Origin of the sequence: Cohaesibacter sp. CAU 1516 (genome assembly GCF_005771485.1) — a bacterium.
Classification (GTDB): Bacteria; Pseudomonadota; Alphaproteobacteria; order Rhizobiales; family Cohaesibacteraceae; genus Cohaesibacter; species Cohaesibacter intestini.
This window is the reverse complement of sequence record NZ_VANT01000001.1, coordinates 388,830-402,858: the sequence shown is the minus strand read 5'-3', so window position 1 is coordinate 402,858 and position 14,029 is coordinate 388,830. Positions and strand designations below refer to the sequence as shown.

Below are 14,029 nucleotides of genomic sequence, written 5' to 3'. Positions count from 1 at the left end.
GAAGAACTATACATAAAGATGGATTAGCCCGGCTTCCTCGCAGATTACGTCGAGGGAACCGGGCAGTTCCTCATGGCCGATAGTTCAGAATTGGAGCAAGCCAACGTTCGGCTTCTTCGGTTGTCCAGCCTTTTCGGGCTGCGTAATCTGCGACCTGATCCTTTTCGATCTTGCCGACACCGAAATAGTGCGAATCAGGATGGGAGAAATACAGCCCCGCCACGGCTGATCCCGGCACCATCGCAAAACTCTCCGTCAGTTTGATTCCGGTCGCCGCTTCCGCATCGAGCAGATCAAACAAGGTGCCCTTCTCGGTGTGATCCGGCTGAGCCGGATAGCCTGCAGCCGGACGAATGCCCTGATAACGCTCGGCGATCAGATCTTCAACATTGAGTGTTTCATCGCTGGCATAGCCCCAATGCTCTTTGCGCACCTTGTGATGCATGGCTTCAGCAAAGGCTTCCGCCAAACGGTCCGCCAGAGCCTGCAGCAGGATCTTGGAATAGTCGTCACCAGCCGCATCAAAGGCCTTGGCTCGCTCAGCTTCACCAAAGCCGGTCGAGACCGCAAAGCCACCGATATAATCGGCAACACCGCTGTCGAGCGGGGCAACAAAGTCCCCAAGCGCCACATTGGCGCGCGCCGACCGTCCGGCCATCTGCTGACGCAGTCCATAGAAGCGACCAAGCTCGCTGTCGCGGCTCTCATCTGCATAGACAGCAATGTCGTCACCAACCCCGTTGGCAGGCCAGAGGCCAAACACCCCACGGGCCGTCAGCCATTTTTCCTCGACGATCTGCTTCAACATCGCCTGTGCATCCTTGAACAGGCTTGTCGCCGCTTCCCCATAGACATCGTCGCTGAGGATCGCCGGATAACGCCCCTTCATTTCCCATGTCGAGAAAAACGGCGTCCAGTCGATATAGGGCACCAGATCCGCCAGATCGATATCATCAATCACTTTGGTGCCAAGGAAGGCGGGCTTGGTTGGCTGATAGGCAGTCCAGTCCAATGCCATTTTCTTGGTCCGTGCCTCATCGATGCTCAAGCGGCGCTTCTTGTCCTGTGCGGCCTCATGCTTGGCCCGCACACCGACATAGCTGTCCTTGATCTCGGCGATATAGGCATCCTTGTCCCGCGACAGCAGCTTGGTCGCAACTCCGACTGCGCGACTGGCATCGGTCACATAAATGGTCTGACCGCGATCGTAATTCGGATCGATCTTCACCGCCGTATGCACCTGCGAGGTCGTAGCCCCACCGATCATCAGCGGTTGATCAAAGCCTTGCCGCTCCATTTCAGCCGCCACATGACACATTTCATCCAGCGACGGCGTGATCAGACCGGACAGGCCGATGATATCGACCTTCTCGCGCCGCGCCGCTTCCAGAATGTCATTGGCTGGCACCATCACGCCGAGGTCAACCACCTCATAGCCGTTGCATTGCAGCACCACGCCGACAATATTCTTGCCGATATCATGCACATCGCCTTTGACGGTCGCCATCAGCACCTTGCCGGCGCTCTGGCGCTCACCTTCCTGCTCCGCATCCATGTAAGGCAGCAGATAGGCCACGGCCTTTTTCATAACGCGGGCAGACTTCACCACCTGTGGCAGAAACATCTTGCCGTCGCCAAACAGATCGCCGACCACATTCATGCCATCCATCAGCGGTCCCTCGATCACATCAAGGGTGCGGCTGGCGGCCTGACGGGCTTCCTCGACATCCTCATCGACATAGTCGCCAATGCCCTTGACCAAAGCATGCTCAAGGCGCTTTTCGACCGGCAACTCACGCCATGCCAGATCGACCACTTTGGCTTCGCCCTTCTGGTGCAGGAACCGCTCGGCCACTTCCAGCAGACGGTCGGTGCCGTCAGACCGGCGATTGAGGATCACATCCTCGATCCGCGCCAAAAGCTCCTTGTCGATCTGATCATAGACCATCAGCTGGCCAGCATTGACGATCGACATATCGAGCCCAGCCTTGATGGCATGGAACAGGAAGGCCGAATGCATCGCCTCACGCACCAGATTGTTGCCGCGGAAGGAGAAGCTGAGGTTTGACAGGCCACCGGACACATGGGCACCGGGCAGATTCTGGCGAATCCAGCGGATCGCCTCGATGAAGTCGACCCCGTAATTGTTATGCTCCTCGATGCCCGTTGCCACTGCAAAGACGTTTGGATCGAAAATGATGTCTTCGGGCGGGAAGCCCACTTCATTGACCAGAATGTCATAGGAGCGCTGGCAGATGTCGATCTTGCGCTCAAGGCTGTCGGCTTGCCCCTTCTCATCGAAGGCCATCACAACCACCGCCGCACCATAGCGCAACACCAGCTTGGCCTGTTCGATAAAGGCCTCCTTGCCTTCCTTCATCGAGATCGAGTTGACCACCGATTTGCCCTGCAAGCATTTCAGACCCGCCTCGATGACGCTCCATTTCGAGCTATCGACCATCACCGGCACGCGGGAAATGTCCGGCTCGGCCACGATCAGATGGAGGAAGGTCACCATTGCCTCTTCCGAATCGAGCAAGCCTTCATCCATATTCACATCGATGATCTGGGCACCATTCTCCACCTGCTGGCGGGCCACATCGAGTGCGGCTTCATAGTCGCCATCCTTGATCAGCTTGCGGAATTTCGCCGACCCGGTAACGTTGGTCCGTTCCCCGATATTGACGAAATTGGTCTCAGGCGTCAGCGTGAAGGGCTCCAGCCCCGACAGACGCATATGCTGTTCGATGGTCGGAATGACGCGGGTTTTGACCGGCTTGACCACTTCGGCAATGGCCGCAATGTGGTCCGGCGTCGTGCCACAACAGCCACCGACAATGTTAACAAGGCCAGATTCGGCAAATTCCTTGATCAGTCCGGCCATATGTTCCGGGCTCTCGTCATATTCTCCGAACTCGTTCGGAAGACCCGCATTCGGATAGGTCGAGACCAGTGTCTCGGCAACACGGGAAATCGATGCCACATGCTGACGCAATTCAGCTGCCCCGAGGGCACAGTTGAGACCAACCGCAAAAGGTTTGGCATGACGGATCGAATGATAGAAGGCTTCCGCCGTCTGGCCAGACAGGGTGCGCCCCGATTTATCGGTGATGGTGCCCGAAATGATCACCGGCCAGCGCATGCCGCGCGCTTCAAACTCTTCCTCAATCGCAAACAAGGCTGCCTTGGCATTCAGCGTATCGAAGATGGTTTCAACGGCCAGCGCATCCGCACCGCCATCGATAAGACCGCGCGCGGCCTCGCGATAGGCGTCTTTCAACACATCGAATGACACCGCCCGAAAACCGGGATTGTTGACATCGGGCGAAATGGAGGCGGTCCGGTTGGTCGGCCCCATGGCACCCAGCACAAAGCACTGGCGGCCCGGTTCCTTGGCCATTACCTCTTCGGCTGCTTCCTTGGCAATTTTGGCGCTCTCGACATTCAGTTCATAGGCCAGATGCTCCATCGCATAGTCCGCCTGCGCGATGGTGGTCGAGGAAAAGGTGTTGGTGCCCGCAAAATCGGCCCCGGCTTCATAATATTGCCGATGGATATCGCGAATGGCTTCCGGCTTGGTGATCGAGAGCAAATCATTGTTGCCCTTCAGATCCTGATTCCAGCTTTTGAAGCGCTCCCCGCGGAAATCCTCTTCCGTCAGATTGAGCCGCTGGATCATGGTACCCATTGCCCCATCGAGAATGAGGATACGGTCGGACGCCAAACGACGCAGCGCGTCAAAGGACGGGCTAAGAGGCAAGCTCGACATGATGACTGGTTCCTTGTCTATCCAGAGCAAGGCGGGTCGCTCTCCCGCACGGCTCTGTCAGTTTATGTCTATTCGGTCTTGATCTTGTTGCTCAGCTTAATCTTGCTCTGCCGCGCCCTTGATCGGACGCAAGCCAAGCAAATGACAGATCGCATAAGACAGATTGGCTCTGTTCATGGTGTAGAAATGAAAATCATCGACACCACGTTCATGCAGATCATTCACCTGCTCGGCAGCAATGGCTGCAGCCACCAACCGGTGGGTTTCCTCGTCATTTTCCAGACCTTCAAACCGGTTGGCCAGCCATTGCGGCACACTCGCCCCCGTGCGTGAGGCGAAATTGGCCATCTGCACGAAATTGTGAATCGGCAGAATGCCCGGCACGATGGGAATGAATATTCCGGCCCGCCGTACCCGCTCGACATAGGCCTCATAAAGATCATTGTCGAAGAAAAATTGCGTGATCGCCCGTGTCGCCCCTGCATCGACCTTCTGGCGAAGCATTTCGACATCGGTCGCAAAGTCCGGACTTTCGGGATGCTTTTCCGGATAGGCCGAGACGGACACCTCGATATCGCCCAATTGCTTGATGCCACCGACCAGATCGGCCGCATTGATATAGCCCCCCTGATGCGGCTGATATTTGGTACCTACCCCGTCGGCCGGGTCTCCACGCAAGGCAACAATATGCTTGACGCCAGCTTCGATATAGGAGCGCACCACATCATTGACTTCTTCCTTGGTCGCCCCGACGCATGTCAGATGCGCAGCAGCCGGAACAGAGGTCTCCCTGATGATCCGTTCGACAGTGGCGTGGGTCCGCTCGCGGGTCGAGCCGCCAGCGCCATAGGTCACAGACACGAAGTCAGGGGCGAGCGGGGCCAAACGCTCAACGCATTCCCAAAGCTTTTCTTCCATCTTCGGGGTCTTTGGTGGAAAGAACTCGAAGGAAATATTCAGCTTGTCGGCGCTTTGGCTGCGGCGTCCGCTGCGTTCTGCATTATGGTTCATCAGTCTTCTCTCAGTCTTGACGGCCCTGTTTTGGGAGGTTCGGGCCAGTCCTGTCATCACTTTGGTGATCCACCCCTTCATTGGTGAGGCGACACCCAAATCGGTAAAGGCAAAGTCTCGGCGCTCAGTCTCGGCGCTCAGTCAGGCATTCGTTTTTCGGCAACCCAGATCGTCACCGTCAGCGGCGTATCGCTCATCTCGTCGATCCGGCGGGTTTCCGCCAGATCAGTCGCCGAGACAACGGCAAAGCCAGCCTGTTCCATCCAGCGGCTCATGACGTCATGGGAGAAACCCAGTCGTCTGTGAGCATGGTCCTTTCGCAAGAATTCATAATCATGGGGCGCAAAGTCAGCCACCAGAATGCGGCCACCGGGCAGCAACACCCGACCCGCCTCATTCAGCGCCGCCGACGGATCGTCCAGATAGTGCAGCACCTGATGCACCGTCACCAGATCGAAGCTCCGCTCCAGCGTCGTCAGATCGAGAATGTCGCCCTGCTGCACATGCAGGTGATTGTGATGGGGTCCATCCAGACGCGTCCGTGCGATGGCCAGCATTGAACGGTTGGCATCCACCCCAAGGCCAAAGCGGCAGCGATCCGCCAAAAGCGACAACATACTGCCCGTGCCGGTGCCCAGATCCAGCATCCGCTGGATCGGCTTGTCGCCCAGCGCCTCGACAATGGCACTTTCCACGGCACTCTCAGGCACATGCAGCGCTCGTAATTCGTCCCACCGCTCGGCATTCTGCTGGAAATATTCCGTCGCCTGCTGTCGCTGGGTTAGTTTGATCTGGGAGAGACGCTCCATATCACGGCGAATCATCAGATCGTCCTGATCGATATGCCGCAGGGAAGCGGAAACCAGATCCCCCTTGGCCTGATCCCGCGTCAGGCAATAATAGACCCAGGCCCCTTCCGGCAGCCGGTCGACCAGACCGGCCTCATAAAGGAGCTTCAGGTGACGTGAGATTCTTGGCTGGCTCTGATTGAGGATCGCAGTCAAGTCCTTGACCGACAAATCCCCTTCCGCAAGCAGCGACAGAAGGCGCAGACGGGTTGGTTCCCCGCTCGCCTTCAACAATCCAACCATTTCATCAAGTGACAGCATCTGAATTCCCCAAAGATATAAAGATATCTTTATGCGACAAATGCAGAAGATGCAAGCCGGAAAGACGCTCCCTGATATCCTGTGCACATACACATGCACTGATTGCCGACCCAATGGTCAAAAATGCCTCAAAGGTCAGCCAAACATCAAAAAACCCCGCCTCTTGTGAGGCAGGGTTTTGATGAAAAGCATCGATAAAGGTGCTTATTCAGCGCTTGGCGCCATGCCGAGGGCATGCAGATACAGATCCAACAGAGCTTCCATTTCCTGACGCTCATTGTTGTCCTGCTTGCGCAAGCGAACCACCTGACGCATCACCTTGACGTCGTAGCCATTGCCCTTGGCTTCTGCATAGACATCCTTGATATCATCAGAGATGGCTTTCTTTTCTTCTTCTAGGCGTTCAATGCGTTCGACAAAAGCACGCAGCTGATCGGCAGCGACACCACCTGGATTTGACATATCCTACACTCCAATTATCGGTTCGTCGCCCGAAAGCATCGGCACTCGGGGGCCAACATGCCTGGGCGAGCGTAACCGCTCTTCAACCAAATTTGTGTTGCGACATCCTTAACAGCGATCCATTCCGGCGCAAAGTCTCTTTGACACCGAGCACACCATTTTTGCCAGTCCTTCAGAATAGGGCTTGCGGACCAGATACGCTCAATTGCCCGCACTCAGTCGTGTTTGTGCGAAATTTTGAACGCGTCAAGCTGGCCCTGACTTGCCTCTTTCTGATATTTTTCTTTCCATTCGTCATAGGGCATCCCATAGACGATTTCGCGCGCAACTTCCTTGTTCATATCGAGCCCGGCCTCGTTGGCCGCCTCCATATACCAGCGCGACAGGCAATTGCGGCAAAAGCCTGCAAGATTCATCATGTCGATATTTTGCACATCGGTCCGTTCGCGCAAATGCGCCATCAAGCGGCGAAAGGCTGCGGCTTCCAATTCGGTCTGACTGATCTCACTCATACGGCTCCCCTTCCTGTCATTCGCCCGCCGATTGGTCGCGAGCGCGAGAAAGCCCGCATCATATCGAAGGTGATGGCAGCAACAAGGCCAATCTGCCTTCCGATCCCCCATTTGACGCCTCGTGCACAGATCCTGTGAGGAACCCGTATGACAGCCGCTTTTTCGCCCAACTGATCGCCGATCATATCCCGTCACACAGCCGTCAAGCACAGTCGCTAAACAGGCCCATGTCAGTCAGAAGCCCTAGAATATCAATCCGGTCAGTCAGCCCAACCATGCACAGCGTCTCTCAAACTGAGGTGCAGAAGTTGGTACAGATTACCCCGGTCAGTTGAAAACCGCACAAAATGGGGAATGTTTGATCCCCTTTAACGCACAGTCTTCGACTATTGTAGAGTTCCTGCATTGACATTACGGGCGCAAGACGCGAAACAAAAGGCGGCTTACGAACAGCTTCAAGATGATATTGAGCCCAATGATTGTTTCAAAAAAGACAACAGCTCCTGCGACCAACACCTTGGTAAAGACCCATATCCGGACATGCACCATGGCAGGTCTGATGCTGCTGGCAAGCAGTCTTCAGGCGGCAGCCGACCTTCGTGTATGCAACAAGACCAGCAGCACGATCGGTCTGGCCATCGGATATAAGATGAAGGGCGAATGGATCAGTGAGGGCTGGTGGAACATTGACCAGAACAAGTGCGAGACTGTCCTCAAGGGCGTGCTTGTAAACAATCGCTATCTGATCCATGCCATCGATTATGACAAGGGCGGACAGTGGAACGGCGAGGCATTCATGTGCACACAGGATCTTGAATTCAAGATCAAGGGCACGCACGAATGTGTCGCGAGGGGATTTGAGCGCACCGGCTTTTTCGAAATCGATACGGCCGGGAAGCAGGATTATACGGTCCAATTGACCGATCAAGAATAGGAAAAAAACCGTGACTGTAAGACGCAATCGGAAGGTCAAGATCCTGGCCACCTTGGGCCCGGCTTCAGATAAAGAGGAACAGATCAAGGCTCTGTTCCTGGCGGGTGCGGATGTATTCCGCATCAATATGAGCCACTCGTCCCATGACGAAATGCGCGAGCGCGTCGCAAAAATTCGCTCTGTCGAAAAAGAAGTCGGCCGCCCGATCGGCATTCTGGCTGACCTTCAGGGCCCCAAACTGCGTCTTGGCAAATTCGCCGAGACCAAAGTGCGCCTCAAAAATGGTGCCAACTTCACCCTCGACATGAAGGATGAGCCCGGCGACGTCCATCGCGTCCAGCTGCCCCATCCGGAAATTTTCGGCTCGGTCAAGGAAGGTGACATGCTTCTGCTTGACGATGGCAAGGTTCGCCTGCGCACCATCGGCACCGCAGCCGACGCCATCCATACCGAAGTCGTCACCGGCGGCCCAATCTCTGACCGCAAGGGCATCAGCTTCCCCGATTCCACCCTCTCCTTCTCGGCCCTGACCGACAAGGACCGTGCCGATCTGGAAGCCGCCGTCAATGCCGATGTCGACTGGATTGCCCTTTCCTTCGTGCAGCGTCCCGAAGATGTCGCCGAAGTGCGCAAACTGTCCCGTGGCCGGACCGGCATCCTGTCGAAAATCGAAAAGCCGCAGGCCGTCAAACATCTGGCCGAGATCATTGAGCTGTCCGACGCGATCATGGTGGCCCGTGGTGACCTTGGCGTTGAAATGCCGCTGGAACAGGTTCCCGGTGTTCAGAAGCAGATCACCCGAGCCGCTCGACAGGCCGGCAAGCCGGTGGTGGTTGCCACCCAGATGCTTGAATCAATGATCACGTCGCCAATGCCAACACGCGCCGAGGCGTCTGACGTCGCCACAGCAGTGTTCGAAGGCGCTGACGCGATCATGCTGTCCGCCGAATCCGCTGCCGGTGAATATCCGCAGGAAGCGGTTGCCATGATGAACCGGATTGCCGAGCAGGTCGAAAAAGACCCTTACTATTCCAACATCATCTACGCACAGCGCGCCGAACCCGAAGCAACCGGTGCCGATGCCATCTCTGCTGCAACCCGTCAGATCGCCGAGACGCTGAAGCTGGCCAACATCGTCTGTTACACCTCTTCAGGCACCACCGGCCTCAGAGCGGCCCGTGAGCGCCCACAGACGCCAATCATCACCATGAGCCCGATCAACGCCACCGCGCGTCGCTTGTCCCTCGTCTGGGGCCTGCACTGCATCGTGTCTGAAGATTCCGGCACTCTGGATGAAATGGTCGACCGCGCCTGCTCCACCTCCTATCAGGAAGGTTTCGCCAAGCCCGGTCAGCGCGTTATCATCACCGCCGGTGTCCCTCTGGGTACCCCGGGCGCAACCAACATGCTGCGCATCGCCTTTGTCGGCAGCGACGGTCTGGGCGGCATTTAAAGCGCACCACGACCCACAATAGAAAGACAGACGCGACAGATATCATCCGATGTCTGTCGCGTTTTTCGTTCAAGGGCAGGCACTTGGTCAAAGCACTTGGATCAAATCAAACAACAAAAAGGCCGGTTCCCTGAGGAACCGGCCTTTTTCTGTCTTCTGCTTTGCGTATGAAACAGATTGACTTTATCCAGCGCCTTGCGCCATCCATTGCCAATCTATACAAAAAACGCGCGTGAGCTACACTCCTGCGCGCCTTATGTTCATGCAATCAAGAAACCTGACTTAGCCCTGACGAGCTTTAAAGCGAGGATTCTTCTTGTTGATGATATATACGCGACCCTTGCGGCGAACCATGCGGTTGTCACGGTGACGCTTGGCAAGTGCTTTCAGAGAATTCTTGATTTTCATTGTCCCAAGCCTCGGCCATTTATTCGAAACAAAAAGCGCGCCGAGGCGCGCAAAATTCGAAGCGGAAACTACGGCCAGAGACACGGCTTGTCAACTAGCAAATGACCTTGAATCGCAAGATTCACGCGATCTTTTCATAATTATCACGCCCCCATGGCCAGCAATTGCATCTTAAGAACGGAATCACACGGTCATCCCCGTCCCAGTCCACAACAACCCAGCCTTTGATCAACAGATCATCCCTTAGGAGCGATTCTTTCGAAAAAGCTCGACAGGTTGGCCGCATTTAAATACGCTTTTCCAAAAGGTCTCAAGGTTGCAAGGGGTGAATGCACTATGGCTTTTGGCGGGTCAGCAGATTTAAACTGGCATCATAAAGAAACAGTGCTTGTGGACATGAAGTGGGTCAACAAGACAATTGTCGTCCATGTCGAAATGCGGCAATTCGAGGAGGCCGAACATCAAGGCCATGCGCCCTCAGTCATCCTGACGCGCAAAACCCCCTCAAAGACTGAGGATCTCGTTGTTGTTTCAGGCCGCGCAGGCACGCGCCTCTTGGTCTCTCTTGACCATCAGGACAAACTGATTGGTCGCATCAACCAGACCAATCCCAATTCCGCAGGCAACGTGAAATGGGAAATCGTCGCCTGACAAGCGACGTCCGCAAACAACAGACCAGCATGCCTTATCCACACACCCGCTTCCCGCCAGGAGGCGGGGCGTGCCCTATATGCGTAAGCAATCGACTGGATTGGCGAAATGGTATCCCAAAAGAGTGCCTAAAGGTCTCGCACTTCTCACTGGAGCATGATAGATTGCAATCAGTAATTGCATTATCAAGCAACAAGGTTGAATCGTGAACAACCAGCCAAGTTCCCAAACCCGGACCACAGACCCCTCCCTCATCCAACTCGGACGCGACCTCAGCGCAACCTTGCTGGTTGGCAATCTCGACCAATCCCTTGCCCTGTTGCTCGATCATGCGGATCGAACGGAATATCGCTTTTCCGATCAAACCCGTGCCCGATTGCGTGCAAGACTAAGCGAAACCTCTCCGTGAGGCGTCTCCAAAGACACTGACAAATGAAGCAGGGACAAGTGAAGCGGGAAAAATGTGACCTGACACTCAAAAAATGAGCCAAAAAAAGAGCCATAGATCATCCGACCAAAGGGCCGATTGATCTATGGCGCTTCTCATTGCCATGAACCTTGACGGTTCACGACACCGATTGCCAATTTGACAGGCGGATCAGACTTGCAACACAAAACTGACCGCGCAAACATGCCATTCTGCAGGGCAGAACCGTCAGCGGCAATCACCAGCCTTTTGAAGAGAAAATGTAAGATATACCCCCCTGTAGGCCAGTCCGCTTTTGGAGAGTCCCCCGATCCCCCAAAGCAGTGGTATTTTTATCATTTCATAATCAAAACTGCAACCGCTGAGACGACACCTTTCAACCACTGCACTTATTTGTCGCAATTGGCATACCAATCGTCACCGGCAGCGCACCAAGGGAATACCCGCCCTCAGGGGAAAATCCCCTGAAAAAGGCAAACCTGCCGATTATCTTATCCACCGCCCGGCCCATCACTTCAGGGAAAAGCGACCATCGAGCGGCTTGTTGCGAATCGATGGCACCTGACGCGTTTTTTTTTCCGTCAGCGCTCGACTGGCAGCCAAGCGACCCACTGGAGAATGCGGCTCAGCGCGCGATCGTCAACGCAAACCGTCCATCGCTTGGAGCGATGGACAGAAGCCGATAGCTTGCAATGGCGGGAATACCGGCAGGAACATGCGCGGTTTGCGTTGCAGTGATGCCAATCACTTGCGCTCCGGCCGCCAACCCGGCTGTGATCCCGGCTGCGGCATCCTCGAACACAACGCACTGTTCTGGCGCCAGACCAACCAGATCCGCCCCTTTCAGGAACGGTTCAGGGTTTGGCTTGCCCTTGGTGATGTCATCGGAGGTGATCATACGCGCGGGCGTGGGAATGCCTGCGGCCCGGATCCGTGCACCGGCAACCGGCACCGAGCCTGATGTTACGATTGTCCAGGGCACTGACAGGCGATCAAGCTCGGCGATAAAGTCAAGCGCCCCGTCAAGGGCGACAATGCCCTCCACATCGGTGCTTTCCATATGTTGCAACCACCGGATCTCTTCCTCGATGATAGCCTCATCCTTGCCTGACAGCAGATCCCGAATGGACTCGTGCGCCGGACGACCGTGAATTTTGGCAAGATAGATCGCCGGATCCAGATCATGACGCTCAAGCAATGCACTCCAGCAGCGGACGACCGGCGGAGTGGAATCAATCAATGTCCCATCAAGATCAAACAGACAGGCGTCAAGCAGCAGGGAATGGGACATGGATACCTCGTTAAAGCAGAAACCGGCCCGGACACTCGGTCAGTGCACCAACATCTAAGGGCCACCCGGTGCGCTTCTGCTTACCACCCGCTTGGTGGAGGGGAAAGGCAAAATTTCAAGTGCATAACGGCTTTGCAGATTGCCCGGAGCGACGTCATCATGCCCGCACGGAGATCGTCCGCCTATCAGCAACAGCAATGCACCAAGCGCGCCTTCATCGGGGCTTTTCCTTGACCACCCACGACCGACGGGTCGCAAAGGGAGCCCAATAGGCAAACCACACCAGCAATCAGAATAGACGCGTTTTTGGGTCGCACTTGGCTGCCATTCGTGCCATATCTGGCGCCAAAGTGAAGCCACGGCATCACCGCCCGGAAGCCCGCGGCCGATATCTGGAAAGGAATGCAGCCATGTCCACCGCCATCATCATCCCAGCGCGCTATGGATCCAGCCGCCTGCCCGGCAAACCGATGTTACCGATCCTTGGAACCAGCATGCTCGAGCGGATCTGGCGGATCGCCAAGGCAACGACGGGCTGCTCCCGTGTCGTCATCAGCACCGAGGATGAACGCATCGTCAAACACGCCATGAGCTTTGGCGCCGAAGCCGTCCTGACCCCGGAAAGCTGTCGCAATGGCTCGGAACGCTCCTTTGCCACGCTGGAAGCTGCCAACATCACCGAAGAGGCCATCCTCAATTTTCAGGGCGATGCGGTCCTCACCCCGCCATGGGTGCTGCAGGCGATGATCGATGAATTTGCAAAGGGGGAAGGTGATTTCGACATTGTCACCCCGGCGACCGTGCTGGATGACACCATGCTGGCAAACCTTGTGGAGAGCAAAAAGGCCAATCCCGCCAGTGGCACCACCGTGGTGTTCGATGCCAACCGCAATGCGCTCTATTTCTCCAAAATGATCCTGCCTTATATCCGCGCAGCCGGTCACACATCGGTCTATCGCCATATCGGGCTTTATGGCTATCGCCGCGAGGCACTTGAGCGCTATGTCAATCTTGCCCCCTCACCGCTGGAATTGACCGAAGGGCTCGAGCAATTGCGAGCGCTGGAAAATGGCATGACAGTGCGCATCGTCACGGTCGACTATCTGGGGCGCACCCATGCCTCGGTCGATGCGCCCGACGACGTCAAGATTGTTGAAGACATCATCAAACAGGAAGGCGAGTTGGTGGCATGAAACTGATCCTTGTCAGACACGGCAACACCTTTGGTCCCGACGACAAGGTCGTCTGGGTCGGGGCACGCTCTGATCTCGATCTCGTTGAAAAAGGTCGCGCTCAGGCCAAAGAGGTTGGCGAGACCATGAAGGCCGCCACGATCCGCCCTGATTGCGTTGTTTGTGGCCCGCTCAAACGCACCCGCCAGACCGCCAGCATCATGGCCGAGACCGCAGGCTGGCTCGATCTGGAGCCACAGGTCAATGACGCCCTGTGCGAAATCGATTATGGCGCGTGGGAAGGTCGATCCAACGACGACATCCGCAAAGCCCATGGCGACAGGGACATTGACGGCTGGCAAAAGAGCAGCCTATGGCCCGAAGGCTATGGCTGGACCCCAAGCCCCGAAGCCATTCTTAATGGTTGGAATGCCATGATCGCCAGCATCGAAGAACAACATGGCCCGGACGCCACCGCCGTCATTGTTACCAGCAATGGCATCCTGCGCATGGCTGCTCCAACCTACGGCATCAAGGCCGAAGAGGCCAAGGTCGGCACCGGCCATATCTGTGTGATCGAGAACGGAACGGTCGCTCTTTGGAACACCCGTTCGTTGGTCTGATCCACCCCATGCCCGATCAACAAGCAGCCCTCTGCAAAAGCTTGCAGGGGGCTTTTTGTTGCAAAACAGCCCTTTGATTGAGCAGATCTCCACATTGCCAAGCGGCCACCTCTTGGCCACTATGTCCGACAAAATCAACAGAATCGGCCGATTTGTCGCGCAGAAAATCAGCCATTCCCGTCATTCTTTCAAATTATGTCTGATATA

The 14,029-nt window shown here is 55.9% G+C and carries 14 protein-coding genes; 6 read left to right on the top strand and 8 right to left on the bottom strand.

The window, feature by feature from the left end:
• Positions 1-70: 70 nt before the first annotated feature.
• The 5 genes from metH to FDK21_RS01805 all read right to left on the bottom strand — a co-directional run bounded on the left by metH (position 71) and on the right by FDK21_RS01805 (position 6,863).
• A complete protein-coding gene (gene metH / locus FDK21_RS01825; protein WP_138147300.1) occupies positions 71-3,769 on the bottom strand; it encodes a methionine synthase in 3,699 nt (1,232 codons plus the stop codon).
• Positions 3,770-3,865: 96 nt separating this feature from the next.
• Positions 3,866-4,780: a methylenetetrahydrofolate reductase [NAD(P)H] gene (metF, locus tag FDK21_RS01820; RefSeq protein WP_114009464.1), complete on the bottom strand. Its 915-nt coding sequence runs from the start codon at positions 4,778-4,780 to the stop codon at positions 3,866-3,868.
• Positions 4,781-4,917: 137 nt separating this feature from the next.
• On the bottom strand, positions 4,918-5,889 hold the full coding sequence (locus tag FDK21_RS01815) for a metalloregulator ArsR/SmtB family transcription factor (protein WP_138147299.1): 972 nt from the start codon (positions 5,887-5,889) through the stop codon (positions 4,918-4,920).
• A 204-nt stretch (positions 5,890-6,093) separates the two neighbouring features.
• A complete protein-coding gene (locus tag FDK21_RS01810) occupies positions 6,094-6,351 on the bottom strand; it encodes a DUF2312 domain-containing protein (RefSeq protein ID WP_114009466.1) in 258 nt (85 codons plus the stop codon).
• 215 nt (positions 6,352-6,566) lie between these two features.
• Entirely contained in the window at positions 6,567-6,863 is a 297-nt protein-coding gene (locus tag FDK21_RS01805) for a DUF1244 domain-containing protein (protein ID WP_138147298.1), read from the bottom strand.
• Between the two features lie 547 nt (positions 6,864-7,410).
• Here FDK21_RS01805 and FDK21_RS01800 point away from each other — a divergent pair.
• Both FDK21_RS01800 and pyk read left to right on the top strand, forming a co-directional pair.
• A complete protein-coding gene (locus FDK21_RS01800) occupies positions 7,411-7,797 on the top strand; it encodes a DUF1036 domain-containing protein (RefSeq protein WP_138147297.1) in 387 nt (128 codons plus the stop codon).
• Positions 7,798-7,807: 10 nt separating this feature from the next.
• Positions 7,808-9,250, top strand: coding sequence for a pyruvate kinase (pyk, locus tag FDK21_RS01795; RefSeq protein WP_114009469.1), 1,443 nt, complete (start codon positions 7,808-7,810; stop codon positions 9,248-9,250).
• A gap of 282 nt (positions 9,251-9,532) precedes the next feature.
• Here the strand turns inward: pyk and ykgO are convergent, their stop codons facing one another.
• Positions 9,533-9,658: a type B 50S ribosomal protein L36 gene (ykgO, locus tag FDK21_RS01790; protein ID WP_097153051.1), complete on the bottom strand. Its 126-nt coding sequence runs from the start codon at positions 9,656-9,658 to the stop codon at positions 9,533-9,535.
• Between the two features lie 390 nt (positions 9,659-10,048).
• Here ykgO and FDK21_RS01785 point away from each other — a divergent pair, with 390 nt between their 5' ends.
• Both FDK21_RS01785 and FDK21_RS01780 read left to right on the top strand, forming a co-directional pair.
• Positions 10,049-10,309 (top strand): hypothetical protein, encoded by a 261-nt coding sequence (locus FDK21_RS01785; RefSeq protein WP_138147296.1) that lies wholly within the window; start codon positions 10,049-10,051, stop codon positions 10,307-10,309.
• Positions 10,310-10,514: 205 nt separating this feature from the next.
• Positions 10,515-10,718, top strand: coding sequence for a hypothetical protein (locus FDK21_RS01780; RefSeq protein WP_138147295.1), 204 nt, complete (start codon positions 10,515-10,517; stop codon positions 10,716-10,718).
• 643 nt (positions 10,719-11,361) lie between these two features.
• Here FDK21_RS01780 and FDK21_RS01775 read toward each other — a convergent pair.
• Entirely contained in the window at positions 11,362-12,027 is a 666-nt protein-coding gene (locus tag FDK21_RS01775; RefSeq protein ID WP_138147294.1) for an HAD-IA family hydrolase, read from the bottom strand.
• A gap of 410 nt (positions 12,028-12,437) precedes the next feature.
• On the opposite strand from FDK21_RS01775, the gene kdsB reads away from it, so the two are divergent.
• Both kdsB and FDK21_RS01765 read left to right on the top strand, forming a co-directional pair.
• On the top strand, positions 12,438-13,220 hold the full coding sequence (gene kdsB / locus FDK21_RS01770; RefSeq protein WP_138147293.1) for a 3-deoxy-manno-octulosonate cytidylyltransferase: 783 nt from the start codon (positions 12,438-12,440) through the stop codon (positions 13,218-13,220).
• The gene (locus FDK21_RS01765) at positions 13,217-13,822 is read left to right on the top strand and encodes a phosphoglycerate mutase family protein (protein ID WP_138147292.1); all 606 of its coding nucleotides are present in this window, start codon (positions 13,217-13,219) and stop codon (positions 13,820-13,822) included. The genes kdsB and FDK21_RS01765 overlap by 4 nt, the downstream gene beginning before the upstream one ends.
• Positions 13,823-13,838: 16 nt before the next feature.
• Here FDK21_RS01765 and FDK21_RS20540 read toward each other — a convergent pair whose 3' ends face one another.
• Positions 13,839-13,997 (bottom strand): hypothetical protein, encoded by a 159-nt coding sequence (locus FDK21_RS20540; protein ID WP_157967640.1) that lies wholly within the window; start codon positions 13,995-13,997, stop codon positions 13,839-13,841.
• Positions 13,998-14,029 lie beyond the last annotated feature (32 nt).

Bases quoted from the DNA above. Each gene is read 5' to 3' on its own strand.
- metH (WP_138147300.1), bottom strand. From the start codon at position 3,769: ATGTCGAGCTTGCCTCTTAGCCCGTCCTTTGACGCGCTGCGTCGTTTG.
- FDK21_RS01775 (WP_138147294.1), bottom strand. From the start codon at position 12,027: ATGTCCCATTCCCTGCTGCTTGACGCCTGTCTGTTTGATCTTGATGGG.
- FDK21_RS01810 (WP_114009466.1), bottom strand. From the start codon at position 6,351: ATGTCAAATCCAGGTGGTGTCGCTGCCGATCAGCTGCGTGCTTTTGTC.
- FDK21_RS01805 (WP_138147298.1), bottom strand. From the start codon at position 6,863: ATGAGTGAGATCAGTCAGACCGAATTGGAAGCCGCAGCCTTTCGCCGC.
- metF (WP_114009464.1), bottom strand. From the start codon at position 4,780: ATGAACCATAATGCAGAACGCAGCGGACGCCGCAGCCAAAGCGCCGAC.
- ykgO (WP_097153051.1), bottom strand. From the start codon at position 9,658: ATGAAAATCAAGAATTCTCTGAAAGCACTTGCCAAGCGTCACCGTGAC.
- FDK21_RS01815 (WP_138147299.1), bottom strand. From the start codon at position 5,889: ATGCTGTCACTTGATGAAATGGTTGGATTGTTGAAGGCGAGCGGGGAA.
- FDK21_RS01765 (WP_138147292.1), top strand. From the start codon at position 13,217: ATGAAACTGATCCTTGTCAGACACGGCAACACCTTTGGTCCCGACGAC.
- FDK21_RS01800 (WP_138147297.1), top strand. From the start codon at position 7,411: ATGGCAGGTCTGATGCTGCTGGCAAGCAGTCTTCAGGCGGCAGCCGAC.
- FDK21_RS20540 (WP_157967640.1), bottom strand. From the start codon at position 13,997: ATGGCTGATTTTCTGCGCGACAAATCGGCCGATTCTGTTGATTTTGTC.
- kdsB (WP_138147293.1), top strand. From the start codon at position 12,438: ATGTCCACCGCCATCATCATCCCAGCGCGCTATGGATCCAGCCGCCTG.